Genomic DNA, 18545 nt, shown 5'->3' with positions numbered 1-18545 from the left:
GGTGACCAGCATGATGCCGTGCGGCTGCTCCAGCACCTTGCGGAACTGCGGCAGGAAGTCTTCGGTAAAGCCCAGCTTGTAGAAGTCGAACACCACCGTTTCGCGGTCGAGCAGACGCATCACCACGCTCTCGCCGTGCGCGGTGGGCACGGTGCTGACGCGCAGGTCCAGTTCCTTGCCCTGCACGCGCAACATGATGCGACCGTCCTGCGGCAGGCGGCGTTCGGCGATATTGAGCTTGGCCATGATCTTGATGCGGCTGATCACCGCAGCAGTGAGCTTGGCGGGCGGGCTTTCGCCTTCCACCAGCACGCCGTCCACGCGATAACGCACCTTGAGGCGGCTTTCGAACGGTTCGATATGAATATCGGAGGCGCGCAGTTCCACCGCGTGCTGGATCACCAGATTCACCAGCCGGATCACCGGCGCTTCGGAGGCCAGATCGCGCAACGCTTCGATATCGTCGCTGCTGTTGGCATCGCCATCGGCGGTTTCGACGATGGTGCCCATCGCGCTGCGGCCCTGGCCGTACCAGCGTTCGATCAGATCGTCGATTTCCGAACGCAGACCGACCTGCAACTGCAACGTGCAGCCGGTGGCAAGACGCACCGCATCGATGGCGTAATCGTCGTAGGGGTCGGCGATCCACAGCTCCAGCCGGCCATCGCGCTCGCCCACCGGGCACAGATGGAATTGTTTGAGAAAGCGCAGCGACAGATTCTGCACGTCGGGCAGCATTTCCGGCGGAGTGTCGCCAAGCTGGCGTGCATCGACCAAGGGCAGGCCGAGTACCTCGGCGCAGGTTTCTGCATGATCGCGTTCGGACACCAGACCCAGGCGACCAAGCAAGGCAAGCAACCCCATGCCGGATTCGACCTGCAATTGGCGCGCGCGCAGCAGATCGGTGTCTTTCAGACGACGGCGTTCAAGCAGCGCATCGACGATGCGCGCCTCCGCACTTCGATGCTCGATTGGATCGACGGCAACCGCGTTCACACTCGTCTCCACTGGTCCGGCGCCGACTGTAGCAGTTTGCCGCGGCAATCAACCGCGCGCATCTGAATCGCCCTGAAAAGCGATGCCCCCGGCGATTGGCCAGGGGCATCGGTCACACTATTGCGCTACTTACTGTCGTGCAACGAGCGTCAGCTTCGCGTAGCTCGCCGCGCCGACCAACTTGATGTAGTACGTGCCAGCCTTGGGCGCAGCGAAACGCACGGTTTCGCTGTTGCCCGGACGGGTCGACTTGGCGTCGTATCTGGTCGCGCTGGGCTCGGCTTCGTAGCTCACGTACATCGATACATCGCCGGTGCCGCCGTAGGTCATGAAGCTGAGCACGGCACCGGCCTTGGCGTCGAAGCTGTACAGCGTGGAGCTGCCGGCCGCGCCGCTCAAACCGGCAACAGGGGCCTTGTTGGTGAGTGCGATGGCGCTCGGTGCGCAGCTCTCGGTGGCCGGGTCGCACGGCTCCTCCAACACCGCTTCCAGCGCGGCCTTGGCATCGACGATGCCACTGCCGATCGGGGTGCCGGCCGGCGGGGTCACCGGGAAGCGGCGGCTGGTCTGCTTGAGCAGCGCTTCGACCGCAGCCGGGGTCAGCGGGCCATCGCCCAGACCGATCGCCGCGCTCTGTACCAGCGCCACGACGCCAGCCACGTGCGGGGACGCCATCGAGGTGCCGCCCATTCCCATATATGTATAAGAACCGGAGGTCGGGGTGGTGGCACCGTTGTAGCCGGCCTGCCAGATGTAACCGCCAGGATTACCGTCCACGCTGCCGCCGCCGCCGGGACCGGACAGGTCCACCGTGCTGCCGTAGTTGGAGTAATCGGCAATGCCGCCGGTAATACGGGTGGCGCCTACGGTGATCGTGCTGTTGCAGTTGGCCGGTGTGTGGTCGGCCGCATCCTCACTGCTGTTGCCTGCCGCCACCACAACAGTGGTGCCGCGCGAGACGGCGCCATTGATTGCCAGCTGGGTGGCCGAATCGCAGCCGCCGCCGCCGCCCAGGCTCATGTTGATCACTTCGGCCGGGTTGGTGTTGGTGGGCACGCCTTCGACGGTGCCGCCGGACGCCCAGACGATTGCATCGGCGATGTCGGAGGTGTAACCACCGCAACGGCCGAGCACGCGCACCGGCAGAATGGTCGCCTTCGGCGCGACACCGGCCATGCCCACGCCGTTATTGGTCGCTTCGGCCACGGTGCCCGAGACATGGGTACCGTGCCAGGAGCTTTCCTGCGCCACCGACCCGGTATAGCAAACGTTGTCGGCCTCCTCCCAGTCACCGTAATCGAGTGCGCCCGGCACGCGCGCATCGGTGGGACGACGCGAGACTTCGGCGTCGCTGATGAAGTCGTAGCCCTGCAGGATGTTGCCGGCGAAATCGGGATGGCCCGGCAGGATACCGGTATCCAGCACCGCCACTACCACGCCGGCGCCCTGCGACAGATCCCACGCGCCCGGTGCATTGATGCCACCGTTGGGGTTGCTCAGATGCCACTGGTACTGCGCGTAGAGGGGGTCGTTGGAAACCAACTGCGGGCTCACATCGGTGGCGGGAACGCGCTTGCTGATGTCGATCGGGCGCAGCATGCGGTCGATCTGCACGTCGGCCACGGACGGATCGTTCTTCAGCTCGACCACCACCTTGTCCACCTGCGCGGCGGTCAGCGTGCTGGACAGCTTGATCAGGTCCGAGCCGATGCCCAGCTTGCGCACATACGTCGCCTTGGCAGCGGCAGCGCTGCTGCGCGCGCCGGTGCTGGCACCAACGCGGCCCACTGCGGCCTGCACGGCGCTCAGCTTGCTGCTGCGATCAGTCGCAGCAGCGGTGTTGTCCTTGTAACGCACCATCAACCGGCTACCGAACGCTGCGCCGGCCGGGCTGCCTGGGTCGGTTCCTTGACCAGCAGTTTGGGGGCGGCAGCGAGGGTGCCAGACGCACCAAGGGCCATCATCAGGATGGCGCCGGTCAGCGGGTTGAGACGGAAATTCTTGTCGATCACGGTGAAGTCCTCTTCGTATTTTTCGTGAATCAGGCTTGGGGCAGCCAGCGCACGCGCTGCGTCCCGCGGTGCGGTTCGCAGCGTCCTTGTCGGCACCCTGGTACGGCCATCACTCCATGCGAATCCGTTGGCCGGCCCAGCCACGGTCCTTGTTGCCCGCCCCCTCAGGCCTTACAGATCGCGACGGCGCACCTGACGCCGCCGCGGTCGATGCACGACCCCGTTACCAGCCGAAACCGGCACCCACACCGACCGACCGGTCGTCGCCACTGAGCGCCCCGCCTACGGTGACGGTGGCGCGCGGGCTGATCGCACGCTGGTAGCCCACCGACAAGGCCGACTCGCCGTTCTGGAAACCGACACCGGCACCGATGCGGTTCTGCGCAGCGATACCGGCCACGCTGGCGGACATGTTCAACATCGCCGAGCCCATCGCACCCTGACGGTCCAAACGACGGTTCTGCCGGCGCAGACGGTCTTCGATATCGCCCTGATAGCTTTCGAAGCTGTCGGCCATCGCGTTGTAACGGCTGTCGGTGTAGCTGTTGGCCGCAGCAACGCCGCTGTCCAACTGGCCCTTGTTGACCGCATCGGTGGCATGCGTACCGGCGGCCACATTGGCCACCTGACGCTCGCCGCCCACGCTGCCCACCGACACCGTATCGGCACGATCGGCGACCGAGCCCTGACCCAGTGCGACGGCGCCTTGTGCAGTGGCACGTGCGCCCTGGCCGAGCGCGGTGCCGGAGGCCGCAGTGACCTGCGCGCCTTCGCCCATGGCCACGGCATTGGTCGCCACGGCGGCAATCTGCGTATTGGCACCCACCGCCGTGCTGCCATCGGCATTGACGCGTGCATTGCTGCCGATGGCGGTGTCGTTGGGGCCATGCGCATACGCGCTGCCGCCAATCGCCGTGCCGGTGATGTGGTTGGCCACAGCAGCGGTTCCCAGTGCCGTCGAGGTTGCGGCCGGCGTGATGCTGCCGACCGCTGCGGTGGTGGGCGTGCCCTGCACAGTGGCCGTTGCCTCGCTCGCCGTGCTTACGACAGTGGTTGCCGCATCGCCGGCCGCAGTGGTCGCGACTGCTGGCACTGCAGCGGTGCGCAGCGACATGCGCGCAGCGGTGCTGGTCGTACCGCCGCTGCGTGCATCCAGCTCGCTGACCTTGCTGTCCAACGCAGTCAGTGCCGCACCGACGTTGTTGTAGCTGGCACCCTGGATCACATAGGTCGGCGCCACGAACACGCCTTGCGCACCGATCGCCGCACCACCGCCGAGGAAGCTGGCCGCGTTGCTCAACGACTGGAACAACTGGCCGCCATTGATCGCATCGGTGCTGGCATCGGCAATCGCGCCGGCGCCCACGTTGACGATGCGACGCGTCGCCGGGCCACCGCGACCATTGCCGCTCCCCACCGACACCGTGTTGGCATCGTAGGTGCGCGAGCCCGAGCCCAGGGCGACCGAATCGGCACCGCTGGCACCCGCATTCGCGCCCAATGCCACCGCATTGCTGCCGCTTTCCCGCACGAAGGAGTTGTAGCCCAGCGCCACGCCGTTTTCGCCGATGGAATTGGTCTGCCGGCCCATCGCGGTGCTGTTCACGCCGCTGGCGCTGCTGTCCACACCCATCGCGCTGGCGCCGGTGGCCGACGCGCGGCTGCCGGAGGCAATCGCGACACTGCGTGCGCCACTGGCCGTGGCACCGGCACCTGCGGCGGTGGCGCGATCACCGGTTGCCACGGCCACGCCGGTACCGGTGGCCTTGACCATGCCACTGGTGGTTTGCACATCAGCCGCCAATGCATCCAGCTGCCCCTTGTTGACGGCATCGCTGGCGGTCTGGCCATCGCTGACATTGACGATGCGACGCGTCGCCGGGCCACCGCGACCATTGCCGCTCCCCATCGACACCGTGTTGGCATCGTAGGTTCGCGAGCCCGAGCCCAGGGCGACCGAATCGGCACCGCTGGCACCCGCATTCGCGCCCAATGCCACCGCATTGCTGCCGCTTTCGCGTACGAAGGAGTTGTAGCCCAACGCCACGCCGTTTTCGCCGATGGAATTGGTCTGACGGCCCATTGCGGTGCTGTTCACGCCGCTGGCGCGGCTGTCCACACCCAGCGCGCTGGCGCCGGTGGCCGACGCACTGCTGCCGGAAGCAATGGCGACACTGCGTGCGCCGGTGGCGGCGGCACCGGAGCCGGCAGCCGTGCTGCGCTCGCCGGTGGCTGTGGCCACCGCATCGCCAGTGCTCTTGAACTTGCTGCTGGTGTTCTGCACATCGGCCGACACCGCATCCAGCTGGCCCTTATTGACGGCATCGGTCGCCGTCTGGCCATTGCTGACGTTGACGATGCGGCGCGTGGCCGGACCGCCACGACCATTGCCGCTACCGATCGACACGGTGTCGGCTTCGTAGGTGCGCGAACCAGAGCCCAAGGCCACCGAATCGGCGCCGGTTGCACCGGCATTGGCACCCAGTGCCACGCCGTTGACTGCGCTCTGCCGCACAAACGAGTTGTAGCCCACCGAGACCGCATTTTCGCCGATGACGTTGACCTGACGCCCGACACCGGTGCTGTTGATACCGGTCGCCGATGCATCCACGCCGATCACGCTGGCACCGGCCGCATCGGCGCGGCTGTTGCCGCCCAGTGCCAACGTGTTGTTGGCCAACGCCGCAGCGCTTTGACCCAACGCAGTGGCATTGACGCCGTCGGCGTACGAATTCCAGCCGATGGCGGTGGTGTAGTCCGCGGTTGCCCACGCACCCGCACCGAAGGCGGCCGCGCCGGTTCCCGAGGCGCGCGCCGGGATGAAGCCGGAGAACGTGCTGCCGCCGACGGCAACGCTTTCGTCGCCGGTGGCTTCGCTGAACTCACCCACAGCCACTGCGCTGGCGCCGGAGGCCAGCGATGCGGCACCGACGGCGGTGCTGTAGTCGCTGGACGCCACCGCGCCGTAACCCAGTGCCAACGACAGCCGGCCGCTGGATTCGCTGTAGCCACCGAAGGCCGCGCTGCCGACGTTGGATGCAGCACTGCGGAAACCCGCGGCGATGGCCTGATTGTCGGACGCGACCGCTTCGCTACCAAGTGCGGTGGCATAGGTCGACAGCGCCTGTGCGCCGGCACCGTTTGCCGTGGCACCGAGATCGCTGGCCGATGCGTTGCTGCCGACCACGCTGCTGTTCTCGCCCAGCGCCTGGGCATTGCTGCCCAACGCGGCCGCGCCGACGCCGCCAGCCAATGCACCGACGCCCACTGCCGTGGCGTTGTCGACCACGGCCTGCGCGCCCGCGCCCAATGCGGTGGTGCCAGGACCGGTGGCATTGGTGCCCTCGCCTGCCGCCACAGCGTTCTCGCCTTCCACATAGGCACCAGCATCGCTATCGGCGCTGCCGCTGGATTGGAAGTATTTGTTCGTGGCTGCGCCAGCGTCGGCAACGGCGTTGAGCTGATCCAGGTTCACCGCATCGGTGCCCTGGGTACCGGCGGCGACGTTGGTGATCTGGCGCTCGTTGCCGGCACTGCCCACCGACACCGCGAAGTCGCGGTCGGCCACCGAATCTGCGCCCAAGGCCACACTGCTTACGCCGGTGGATTCGGCGAAATTGCCGAGTGCGGTGCTGTTGAGGCCCGGCGCCCAGGCCGCACCGCCCACCGCAGTGGAGTAATCGCCGGACGCTTCGGTCGGCAACAGGCCGAGCAAGGCGCCGCCGACCGAGACGCTGTGGTAACCGCTGGCCACACTGCCCTGGCCGGCCGCGACGCTGTAATCGCCGGTAGCGGCGGCATCGCCGCCCACGGCGACGGTGTTCGAGCCGCCGGCGGTGCTGAAATTCCCCAGCGCCGTGCTGTTGAAACCACTGGCGGTGGAATACCCACCCACCGCGGTGGAGTAGTTGGACGTGGCCTCGGCACCGAAGCCGAACGCCGCAGCGCTGGTCCCGTTGGCGACGCTTTCCGCACCGACGGCGGTGGCCGATTCGCCGCTGGCGCTAGCGAAGTAGCCCACCGCGGTGGATTCGCTGCCTTGCGCCTCGCTCAGCGCGCCAACCGCCAGCGAGCCATCGCCGTAGGCGCCGGTTGCGGCGCCAAGCGCGGTGCTCTGCGCACCGGCCGCTTCGCTTTCGCCACCCACGGCCACGGCGTAGTCGCCGCTGGCCTGGCTGAAGGCGCCATTGGACACGCTGCCGAAACCGCTGGCCGCTGCGTTGTAACCGGCGGCATTGGCGTATTGCGCCGTGGCGCTGGCGCCGCTGCCGATGGCCACGGCGCCGATTGCGGTGACCTGGCTGCTGGAACCGAACGCGCTGCTGTAATCGCCTTCGGCGGTGGCATTGGAGCCAACGGCCGTGGCGTCTTCGCCCTGCGCATCGGCAGTGCCGGTGCCGGTGCCGGTGCCAGCGAACAGGCGCGCGGTATTTTCCGCAGCGCCCGCCACGGCGTTGAGCTGGTCCAGATTGACCGCGTCGGTGCCTTCGGTACCAGCCGCGACATTGGCGATCTGGCGCTCGCTGCCGGCTGCACCAACCGACACCGTGTTGGCGCGATCGGCGAGCGAACCTGCGCCCAAGCCAACGCTGTTGTCGGCAGATGCCAACGCACCGCCGCCCACGCTGACACTCTGCGCGCCCACTGCGGTGGCTTCCCAGCCCAGCGCGACGGTCTCATCGCCCGTCGCATTGGATTGGCCGCCGAGCGAAATGGCACGCGGGCCGTACGCATTTGCGTAGGTGCCCACAGCAATCGAGCCGGTATCGGCTGCAAATGCATTCGCACCGACTGCCGTGCTGTCGTCACCGTAGGCGAGACTCTCGGTACCGAGGGCGGTGCCACCGTTGCCCCACGCCACACTGGCAAACCCCAGCGCGGTCGATGCGGTTCCATTGCCGATGCTTTCGTAGCCGATCGCCGTTGCACCGCGCCCATTGGCGGTACTGGTGCCGCCGACGGCCGTGCTGACATATCCGGATGCAGTGCTGTCGCCGCCAAGCGCAGTGGCGTAGTCATCGCCGGCACTGCTGTTGTTACCGACAGCCGTGGCATTGGCGATGCTGGCGTTGGCATTGCTGCCGATGGCGGTGGTGCCCAGGGCAGAGGCCTGACTGCTCGCGCCGAGCGCGATGCTGTCGTCGCCCGACGCGTTGCTGGCGCTGCCCAACGCAATGGTGCGCTCGCCGAAGGCACGGCTGTTTGCGCCGATCGCGGTGGATGCGCTACCGCCGGCAGCGGCATTGGCGCCGAAGGCAGCGCTGTCGGCGCCGAAGGCCACGCTCGCACCGCCTACGGCAGTGCTGGTGTCGCCGAACGCCACGCTCCCCACACCCAGCGCAGTGGCGTCGGCGCCATTGGCGATGCTCTCGTAACCCAGCGCAGTCGCACCACCGGCGGTGGCCTGACTTGCGCCGCCCAAGGCGGTACTGGAATCGCCAGAGGCACTGCTGTTACCGCCCAGCGCAGTGGTGTTTTCCGCGCTTGCGGTGCTGTTGAAGCCGACTGCGGTGGCGTTGTCGGTGGCGGCATTGGCGCCGCTGCCGATGGCGGTAGCGCCCTGCGCAGATGCCATGCTGCTCGAACCCAGCGCGGTGCTGTAATCGCGATAGGCCGATGCGTTTGCGCCGGCAGCGACGCTGTCGACGCCCTCTGCAAGTGCGACACCCTCGCCGGTAGCGACGAACGAGCGCGCGGTAGTGGATGCAACGTCGGACACCGTGGTGAGCTGGTCCAAGTTCACCGCATCGGTTGCATTGACGCCGGCAGTGACGTTGGTGATCCGGCGCGTGGCCGGGCCACCGCGGCCATTGCCGCTGCCCACCGACACCACGTCGTCTTCATGCGTGCGCGAGCCTGCGCCCAGCGCCACCGAATTTGCGCCGGTCACGCCGGCATTGGCACCGAGCGCCACGCTGTTTTCGCCGCTCTGGCGCACGAAACTGTTGTAGCCGATGGCCACGGCGTTTTCGCCGATCGCATTGGTCTGGCGGCCGATCGCACTGCTGTTGATGCCGCTGGCGCTGCTGTCGGCGCCGGTGGCCACTGCGCCGGTTGCGCTGGCGTGGCTATTGGCGCCGACTGCGGTGGCCTGGCTGGCCGGTGCCGATGCGCCTGCGCCCACTTCGACAGATTGCGCATTGGCAGGAAGCGGCGTGGCGAATCCGGCGCCACCCAGCGCCAGGGCGATGGCGGCGGCCAGGGCGAGGCTCTGGCGGCGATCGATGAACGAGGCTGACGCAACGGCTCCGGGGCTGTCACCGCGGGCCAGTTCCGATGCCACGGTCCACACACCAAGCGATTTGTTCCAGACCTTGCGATAAATCCGATTCATCGACGCACGACTCCTGAGTTGTTGGACTGGTTTTTGGCGAACACCCGGCGGCGGAAGTCGTTCCCGCCCTCAATTCACCGCCGTTGTTCGCGCCATGGGCCTTGCGGCAGGGGCGGCTTGCGCCTGCTCCTTGGGCAGTCAAAAAGTGAACGCTACCCAACCATGGAACTGAGCGAAGTGTTAACAGTGGTTATTTCAGGCGTCAAGTTTTTGACAGCGAGCGAAGGAAAGTGCGGATCTGGTCACATTTCCGATTGCTTTTATTAGATTTTTGATAAATCTTTGTAAAACAGCGACCTAGATCATGTCCTCAGGGACATTTCAAAGCTGAATAGGCGAAACTGAAAAAGACAACAAAGCCCGCTCGCGAGACACCGGCAGCCTGGATTGCGCAAAAAGACAGGCGGGCGTGTCGGATCTGCGGCCAACGTGCTCCACGGGTGATGGGCCGTCATGGGTCGCGCATGTCTCAGGCGATTACCGCCAAGGAAATGACGATGCCGCAAGACAGAGGCCCCAGGCGTCGGATCATTGCCGCACCTTTCGAAACCGCGGCTTTCCAATGTAAGGGACGTCGGTGCGGGCGGCGAAGCACACGGTTGGCTGGTGGTGCGACGCGTCGATGCGCGTCACCACGGCAGTTTTCACTGAAGATCGCGACACCTGCGAAACACACAGGGCTCTCAAGAAACCGTCGTGGTCGATTCGCTTGAGCGTCCGCCAGTGGCCGCAGCGCTCGGCGAGCCTGCGACCGCACAACGGCTGCCGGCGCATCGCGCCCTGCAAAAACGACAACGGCCGTGTGCATCGCTGCACACGACCGTCAAGTGATGCGTTAGCGGCTTCAGATCAGCCGCACGCCATTAACCGCACCATACCCTCGCGTTGCGGAACATCCGCAGCCACGGCGAGTCACCACGCCAGTCGGCCGGGTGCCAGCTCAGGTTTGCACTGCGTGGCGTGCGCTCCGGATGCGGCATCAGGATGGTGACGCGGCCGTCGCTGCTGGTCAGCCCAGTGATGCCGTCCGGCGAACCATTCGGATTGAGCGGGTACTGCGACGCCACCGCGCCATCGCCATCGATGTACCGCAGTGCCACCCGTGCAGCGGCCTGGTCGACGGCACTCTCGAACTCCGCACGGCCTTCGCCATGCGCCACCGCCACCGGAATGCGCGAACCGGCCATGCCGCGCAGGAAGATCGACGGCGACTCCACCACTTCCAGCAACGCGGTGCGCGCTTCGAACTGTTCGCTACGGTTGCGCAAAAAGCGCGGCCAATGCTCGGCGCCGGGAATGATGTCCTTGAGCTGGCTGAGCATCTGGCAGCCATTGCACACGCCCAGCGCAAACGTATCGCTGCGCGCAAAGAACGCGGCAAACGCATCGCGCAACGCCGCGCGCTCCAGGATCGAGGTGGCCCAGCCGCGGCCGGCACCCAGCACATCGCCGTAGCTGAAACCGCCGCAGGCCGCGAAGCCGACGAACGTGCTCAGATCCACGCGGCCTTCGATCAGGTCGCTCATATGTACATCGAACGCGCGGAAGCCGGCACGCTCGAAGTTGTAGGCCATTTCGATCTGCCCGTTGACGCCCTGCTCGCGCAGGATCGCCACCTTGGGTCGGGCACCAGTGGCCACGAACGGCGCCGCCACATCTTCGGACGGGTCGAAGACCAGCTTCGGACGCAGGCCCGGCGCCTGGAAATCGCGCGCCAGCGCGCGCTCTTCGTCGGCACTGTCCGGGTTGTCGCGCAGCTTCTGCATGGCGTGGGTGACCGACCACCAGGCATCGAACAGCTGTTCCCAACGCCATTCGGCCAGCACCCGTCCCTGCCCGCTCACGCGGATGCGCGGCGTGCCGGTGGGACGTGCAATACGCTGCGCGCATTCGGTCAGTGCATGCCGCTCGACCAGATCGGCGAACACGGCGCGATCCTCGCTGGCGATCTGCACCACCGCGCCCAGTTCTTCGTTGAACAGGCTGCGGAACGCATCATCGCCCCAGGCATCGAGGGTGATGTCCAGGCCCTGGCGCGAGGCGAACGCCATCTCGCACAGCGCCGCAAACGCACCGCCATCGCTGCGGTCGTGATACGCCAGCAGCAGCCCGCCTTCGCGCGCATCGCGGATCAGTTCGAAGAAGCTGCGCAGCCGCTGTGCATCGTCCAGATCCGGCACGTCACCGCCGAACGCCGGCAGCGCCGCAGCGTCGGCATAGACCTGCGCCAGCACCGACCCGCCCAGACGCTGCTTCCCGCCACCGAGCCCGATCAACCACAGCTCGCTTTCTTCCTCGTTACGCAACAACGGCGTCAGCTGGGTGCGGACATCGCTCACCGGCGCAAAGGCACTGATGATCAGCGAGACCGGAGAAACGCTCTTCAGCGTTTCTCCGGGAATGGGGAATGGGGAATGGGGAATGGTGGAAGCGGAGGGCTGCGGCGTTTCGCCATTCCCAAGTCCCGATTCCCCATTCCCGGCGACCCACTGCGCCTGCATCGACAGCGAATCCTTGCCCACCGGAATGCTCAGCTCCAGCGCCGGGCACAGCTCCATGCCGACTGCACGCACCGCGTCGTAGAGCAGTGCGTCTTCGCCGGCATGACCGGCGGCGGCCATCCAGTTGGCCGAGAGCTTGATGCTGGCCAGCGTCTGCACCGGGGCGGCGCACAGGTTGGTGATCGCCTCGCCCACCGCCATACGGGCCGAGGCGGCAGCGTTCAACAGCGCCAGCGGGGCGCGCTCGCCGATCGACATCGCCTCGCCTTCGAACGTCTCGAACCCGGCCAGGGTGATCGCGCAATCGGCCAGCGGCAGTTGCCAGGGCCCGATCATCTGCTCGCGTGCGGTCAGGCCACCCACGCTGCGGTCGCCGATGGTGACCAGAAAGTTTTTGGACGCCACGGTGGGATGCGCCAGCACGCGCAAGCCGGCCTGCTGCAGGTCCAGCGCAGCGGTCTGCAGCACCGGCCACTTGGGCGCGGCCGGATGCACCGCATCGCGATGCATCTTCGGCGCCTTGCCGAACAGGACATCCATCGGCAGATCGATCGGCAGCGGGGAATCGGGAGTGGGGAATGGGGAATGGGGAGAAGCGGCACCGGCAACCGGCAGCACGCCGTCACCATTCCCGATTCCCGATTCCCGATTCCCGGCGTCCAGGACGCCATACCCTACCACCAGCCGCTCCTCGGCCGTGGCCACGCCGACGGCAGCGAACGGGCAGCGTTCGCGGGCGCAGATGGCGGCAAATTCCTGCAGGCGCGCCTGCGGCACGCCGAGCACATAGCGCTCCTGCGATTCGTTGCACCACAGTTCCAGCGGCGACAGCGAGGGGTCGTCGCTGAGCACGCGGCCCAGGTCGATGATGCCGCCCACGCGGGAGTCGTGCAGCAGTTCGGGGATCGCATTGGACAGGCCACCCGCGCCCACGTCGTGGAACCAGCGGATCGGGTTGTCGACGCCCAGCGCCACGCAGCGGTCGATGACCTCCTGGCAACGGCGCTCCATCTCCGGGTTTTCGCGCTGCACGCTGGCGAAATCCAGCGCTTCGGCACTGTCGCCGGCCGCCACCGAGCTGGCCGCGCCGCCGCCCAGGCCGATCAGCATCGCCGGGCCGCCAAGCACGATGACCGCATCGCCCGGCTGCAGCCGCAGCTTTTCGACCTGGTTGCGATCGATCGCGCCCAGGCCACCGGCCAGCATGATCGGCTTGTCGTAGGCGCGGGTCAGGCCCGGGCCTTCGGCCAGCTCGAAGCTGCGGAAATACCCGAGCAGGTTCGGCCGGCCGAATTCGTTGTTGAATGCGGCACCGCCGAGCGGGCCGTCGAGCATGATGTCCAGCGCCGGGGCCATGCGCGGGTTCAGCGCGCGCGGCGCTTCCCACGGCTGCGGCAGGGTCGGGATGCGCAGATGCGAGACCGAAAACCCGGTCAGGCCGGCCTTGGGCTTGCCGCCACGGCCGGTGGCGCCTTCGTCGCGGATTTCGCCGCCTGCCCCGGTGGCCGCGCCGGGAAACGGCGCGATCGCGGTCGGGTGGTTATGCGTTTCCACCTTGATCGCGAACGCCGACGGCAGCACCGCTTCGCTGCGGTATTCGCCACTGGCCGGGTCCGGGCGATAGCGTGCGGCCGGCACGCCTTCCACCACCGCCGCGTTGTCGCTGTAGGCCGACAAGGTGTGCTGCGGGGTTTGCTGGTGGGTGTGCTTGATCATGCGGAACAGCGAGCGTTCCTGCGGCTTGCCGTCGATGATCCAGCTGGCGTTGAAGATCTTGTGCCGGCAGTGCTCGGAGTTGGCCTGCGCGAACATCATCAGCTCGACATCGGCCGGGTCGCGCCCAAGTTCGGCGAAGCGTTCGCGCAGGTAGTCGATCTCGTCCTGCGCCAGGGCCAGGCCCAGGTCGCGGTTGGCCTGTTCCAGCCCATCCAGCGGCACGCGCTGCAACTGGCCGGGATCGGGCACGTTGAACAAGGCTTCGGCTGCGGCGGCCGAGCCGAGCAGCGACTGCGTCATCGGGTCGTGCAGCAGCTTGGCTACGGCGGCCTGCATCGCTGCGTCGACCGGCCAGCCGGCCAGATCGATGCGGGTACCACGCTCCACGCGCTGGATCGGCTGCCCGGCGCCGCGCACCAGTTCGGTGGCCTTGCTCGACCACGGCGACAGCGTGCCCAGACGCGGCACCACATAACGCGAGGAGGCATCCACATCGCGCGCGGCAGGCGCGGCATTGGCCTGCAAGATCCGCTGCAAGGTGGGCTGATCGGGCGATTGCCCAGCTTCGGCGCGGATGAAGTAGACGTGCCAGGCGCCGGTGATGCGCAGCGCGGGAACGAGGGTTTGCAGGCGGGTTTCGAGCCGAGCGCGGCGGAACGGCGAAAGGGCGGAAGCGCCCTCGAGGACCATCATGTCCGGGGAACCGTGTCAGAAACGGGGCTACAGATTGTAACGGAGCCGATGGGTTGGCGTCGGTCGCGCGTGCGGCCGAAGGCCATCGGCCAGCGAATCGGGCCGAACACCACCAGCCCACTTTCGTTCGCCGCGGCCATCGTGGACGCGGCGATCGTGAAAGCTGCACGGACGGAGCTATGCCACTTGGCGACCGGCCGTCTGGTTAACGCATTGGCGACTGGCTCTCTGGCTGACGCGCTGGTTGGCAGCGCCCTGCCCTGTTCCACCGGTCTTTATCCCCTCCGCCACCGTGGCCCTGCGACCGGCGCAGGCGCGACATCTGCGCGCCGGACGCAGCCGATCTACACCACTACTTGCGCAACCCGGCTGCCCGGCACCACCCGGCCGCTCGATCCAGCCAGCGAGCCACGCCACCCCAAAACGCAAAAGGCCGGAACGCAGACGCGTCCCGGCCTTTTAGCGATTGTCCAGCCATCGAAGGCCAGCGCCAACGCGGCATTACACGACCGCGCCGATGTGGATCAGCGGCTGCCGCCGGCCGTGGTCACGGCACGCTTTTCCAGCGCTTCGCGCAGCTGCGCCGGCGGCAGGTAGCCGCCGAGCTGGGTGCCGTCGGGCGCGAAGATCGCCGGAGTGCCGTTGACGCCCAGACGCTGACCCAGCGTGTATTCCATCGACACCGGGTTCTTGCAGTCCTTGGAGGCCACCGGCTGACCGGACTTGGCGGCCGTGAGCGCCTGCTTGCGATCGGCAGCACACCACACCGCGATCATTTCCTTGTGGTCCTGGCTGCCCAGGCCCATGCGCGGAAACGCGAGGTATTCCACCGCGATGCCCTGTTTGTTGAGCTCGCCGATCTCGCTGTGCAATTTGCGGCAGTAGCCACATTCCACGTCGGTAAAGACGGTAACGGTGTATTTCGGGTTTGCCGGCGCAAACACGATGCGATCGGCCTTGGGCACGGTGTCCAGCTGCTTGCGGCGGTAGGCCAGCAGGCCCGGGCTGGCGGCGAACTGCTTGTTCTGGATGTCGAACGGCTGCGCCTGCATCAGGTAACGACCGTCATCGCTGACGTACAGCACCTGCCCGCCGACCACTACTTCGCGGAAGCCGGGAAACGGCGCGGCGCCGATGTAATCGGGTTTGAAATCCGGGTCCAGCGCCTTCAGCGCATTACCCACACGCTGGTCGATATTTCCCGACGCAGCGGCGGCAGGAGCGGCAGCGGGCTTGGCGCCGGAAGTGCTTGCCGCAGGCTGCGAGGATTGCGCGCAGGCAGTGAGGCTGAGTGCGCCCAGCAGTGCGGCGATAGCAAGACGATACATTCACGCATCCAGATGGAATGGGGTGCCCGGATTCTCGCACAGCGCAGATGAAGCCTGGCCGCGGCCGCGACAGTTTGTGAACGCCACAGGCAATCTGTTGCTGCACCTCTTGGGCGGACGCAATGCAGAGCGTGGTTTGCCGGGTCTGGCGGTGGGCTCGGCACAGTCGCCGTCGCAAGGCGACTTGGTCGCCCCTGAGAAACCCCGCTAGCCCAGTAACAGCAAGGCTTCACCGGCCGCACAGCCGTGCCGGAACTGCCAATTTCACCTACGCTCAGGGCTGGTTTTGTGGAAATTTCCGTCCATGCGTACATGCCGCCCTGCTGCCGAAGACAGACCCGCCGAGGAAGTGTTTCGTTCGCGCCTGGAACACCATATCGATCTGCGGCATCCGCTGGCGCAATTGAGCCAACGCATGCCGCGGGCCGCGTTGGAGCAGGCGCTGTCGCGGCATTGCCGGCCACGCCCGCCGGTGGCGGCCGTCCGGCCTTGCCGGTGCGTTTGATGACCGGGTTGCCGCTGTACCTCAAACATGCGTACGACCTGTCCGACGAGACTGTGTATGAGCGTTGGCTGGAAAACCCATACTGGTAGTTCTTCACCGGTGAGGTGGTGTTCCAGACGCGCCTGCCATGCGATGCCAGCGCGCTGACGCGCTGGCGGCAGCGCCTGGGCGAAGTCGGGATGAAAGCGCTGCTGGCGCACACGATCAACGCCGCGCACGCGACGAGGGCGGTGGACGCATGCGAGCTGTCGCGGGTGATCGTGGATACCACCCGTGGCGATCGTGGACCTGGGCTATCGCGGGCGCGAAGTCGATGGGGTGCAGGTCCTGCATCATGGTAAAGCCAAGACGCTGACGCGCAGGCAATGGCATTGGATCAAGCGCCGGCAAGCGGTGGAACCGATGATCGGCCATCTGAAAGAGGACTGCCGGCTGCGTCGCTGCCGGGTCAAGGGGGCCCAGGGCGATGCGCTGCACGTGCTCGGCTGCGCCGCCGGCTACAACCTGCGCTGGCTGCTGCGCTGGATCGCGTTTTTGCGTGCCTGGATCGGCGCCATGGTAGGGCCGTCCTTGAGCTCCGTGTACCTGTCGCCGCGGGTGATCGATGTCTGAAAGGATTCTTCAAGGAGGAGGAAGTAAATCAAATTATTGATAAAAAAGTGGGGCCATTATGGCCCCACTAGTCACGCATCAATCATGGTGGCGGCCGCGATGTGCGCGGCTGATGCTACATATTTAAGGTCTTGTATTCAAAAAATTCAGCAGCAGCGCAGCGAGTCCGCTGCATACTGCTAGCAAGCTCATAAAAAGTAAAAACTTGGCGTAACTATAATTCACGAATGGCTTTAGCTTATCCAAAGACTTTAAGTAAAAAATTACGCATGCGGCATACACGGTGACTATACAGAAATATACCGCGAATTTCTGCCAATCGATCTGGCCGTTTGACTGCCATCCAATCCCTGCTAGAACTGTGGCAAACAACAAAAATAGGAATGATCGAAATAAAGACGTGTTGCCAGTAGGAATTATGCTCATCGTATAAGGGTCTCGATTGTGCATCGAATACCGGAGGGGGTAGATGCACATGCAATTATAAATCCATTGTTGACCGGAACGCCTGGAGGTGTGGTCCAGCCCACGTTTAGGCCAGTTAAGTGATCAACCATTTCTCCTCCTGCCGCCATCCCCTTTGCGGTGTTTGGGTAAACATAGTTGATCTTTCCCGTAGCCCCCCCGCCCGCGTCGTTAGTGGTCTCAGGTATCAAGTTGCCCGCAGCATCAGTGGCAGATCCTTTCACGTACCTGTATTGCCTGGCCTGGTAATCCCAGCCGACCATAAAGGAAGATCCATCGGGAAACTGGATGGTATTGAATAATGTGAAGGGAGTTTTTATTAAGGTTATTGATACAAAGTTGGTGAGAGTTGCCAATGCTACACGTGCTCTATCCTGTAACCAGTAAAAAGGTCCTAAGTTATTTTGATTGAAGACCAAATCAATTACCGACTTCTGATAAACAGGGGTGTTTACCATGTCAAATGCCGTGGCTTGGTGAGTCGTGGCTGCCGCCATCACGAATTTTGCTTGTGCTGCGTTCGCAGCAATGGTGTAGTCGGTTTGGAAAACCTGAGTTATGCGTGTAGTTCCGGTTGAATCGTATAGATCCAGTCCGTAGCTAAAAATTTGCGTTTCGTCGGATGTCAACGGAATTAGCTGAATTGACCCCCTGGCTGAGGAGGCGCTGTCTGCCTTGAAGCTGGCCGGCGGGATAGTTTGTCCCTGTGTGAGGTAGTGCGTCAGCCTGCGGGTTGTGAAATCCCAAAAATAATGATGTCCATTGCCCAAGTCACGCGCCTTGAACCTCATGGCTTGGTCAGCGCATCCGTTACAAACAGTGACGGTGTCATCGGCGCTGGCTTTAAAGGAGAGGGCGATGAGTAGCAAAGCTGCACATCCAAGTGATCTCTTCATCATGTGTCCGTATTTCCCTGATAGGTTTTTGAGTGACTTTCGGCGTACGCAGGCTTGCGCTCTGTAGACCGGCTTTCGCCGATATTTAGGCTAGTTGCGCTTCATCCCCAGCGTCAACATTTTCTTATTGAAGGATGGGTCAGGACGACTACTTGAAGATGCCCCGCGTGCTCTTTGTTTCTAAGGAGTGCACTGGCACGTGTCGCCCGGCGCTGACTGCCAGCACGACGCATGGCAATGGGGAGGCCACTCCGACCGGCGCCAGCTTGGCCGGCAAGGCCGCCGCGGCCGCCGAGCGCGTCTGGTGATGTGCTAACAACGTCAGCTGGCGGTATTGGTGCGACCGCCAGCGGGGCGATTGACCTTTTGCCGCGACCGCGACCTGCGCGTCGCGAGCATGCTCTCCTACGGTCAGACGCCGCGCGGACTAGCCACGCGGATGATGGCTGGCATGCAGTTTCTGCAGATGCTGGCGCGCCACCAGCGT

At 65.3% G+C, this 18545-nt stretch carries 5 protein-coding genes and 2 pseudogenes; 1 reads left to right on the top strand and 6 read right to left on the bottom strand.

Annotated elements, in window-relative coordinates; translation table 11 throughout:
• The 5 genes and pseudogenes from XBLMG947_RS02655 to XBLMG947_RS02635 all read right to left on the bottom strand — a co-directional run.
• Window positions 1-996 (bottom strand): GspE/PulE family protein (locus tag XBLMG947_RS02655; RefSeq protein ID WP_167351994.1); only part of this gene is annotated, 996 nt, incomplete at its 3' end.
• Window positions 997-1125: 129 nt separating this feature from the next.
• Window positions 1126-3008 (bottom strand): annotated as a pseudogene (locus tag XBLMG947_RS02650) (diffusible signal factor-reguated S8 family serine peptidase).
• A gap of 223 nt (window positions 3009-3231) precedes the next feature.
• Complete coding sequence (locus XBLMG947_RS02645; protein WP_065466258.1) at window positions 3232-9342, bottom strand: ESPR-type extended signal peptide-containing protein; 6111 nt, start codon at window positions 9340-9342, stop codon at window positions 3232-3234.
• 863 nt (window positions 9343-10205) lie between these two features.
• Complete coding sequence (purL, locus tag XBLMG947_RS02640) at window positions 10206-14252, bottom strand: phosphoribosylformylglycinamidine synthase (protein WP_065466257.1); 4047 nt, start codon at window positions 14250-14252, stop codon at window positions 10206-10208.
• A gap of 524 nt (window positions 14253-14776) precedes the next feature.
• Window positions 14777-15580, bottom strand: coding sequence for a DsbC family protein (locus XBLMG947_RS02635; RefSeq protein WP_065466256.1), 804 nt, complete (start codon window positions 15578-15580; stop codon window positions 14777-14779).
• 304 nt (window positions 15581-15884) lie between these two features.
• Here XBLMG947_RS02635 and XBLMG947_RS02625 point away from each other — a divergent pair.
• Window positions 15885-16697, top strand: a pseudogene (locus XBLMG947_RS02625) (transposase).
• A 422-nt stretch (window positions 16698-17119) separates the two neighbouring features.
• Here the strand turns inward: XBLMG947_RS02625 and XBLMG947_RS22410 are convergent.
• Complete coding sequence (locus XBLMG947_RS22410; RefSeq protein ID WP_139074347.1) at window positions 17120-18058, bottom strand: hypothetical protein; 939 nt, start codon at window positions 18056-18058, stop codon at window positions 17120-17122.
• Between the last annotated feature and the right edge of the window lie 487 nt (window positions 18059-18545).

The sequence above is a fragment of the Xanthomonas bromi genome (assembly GCF_900092025.1).
GTDB classification, from domain to species: Bacteria; Pseudomonadota; Gammaproteobacteria; order Xanthomonadales; family Xanthomonadaceae; genus Xanthomonas; species Xanthomonas bromi.
Note: the sequence above shows the minus strand (reverse complement) of the source record. Positions and strands in the feature narration are given on the sequence as shown.

Coding starts and splice junctions, on each gene's coding strand:
- XBLMG947_RS02645 (WP_065466258.1), bottom strand. CDS start 9,342: ATGAATCGGATTTATCGCAAGGTCTGGAACAAATCGCTTGGTGTGTGG.
- purL (WP_065466257.1), bottom strand. CDS start 14,252: ATGATGGTCCTCGAGGGCGCTTCCGCCCTTTCGCCGTTCCGCCGCGCT.
- XBLMG947_RS22410 (WP_139074347.1), bottom strand. CDS start 18,058: ATGAAGAGATCACTTGGATGTGCAGCTTTGCTACTCATCGCCCTCTCC.
- XBLMG947_RS02635 (WP_065466256.1), bottom strand. CDS start 15,580: ATGTATCGTCTTGCTATCGCCGCACTGCTGGGCGCACTCAGCCTCACT.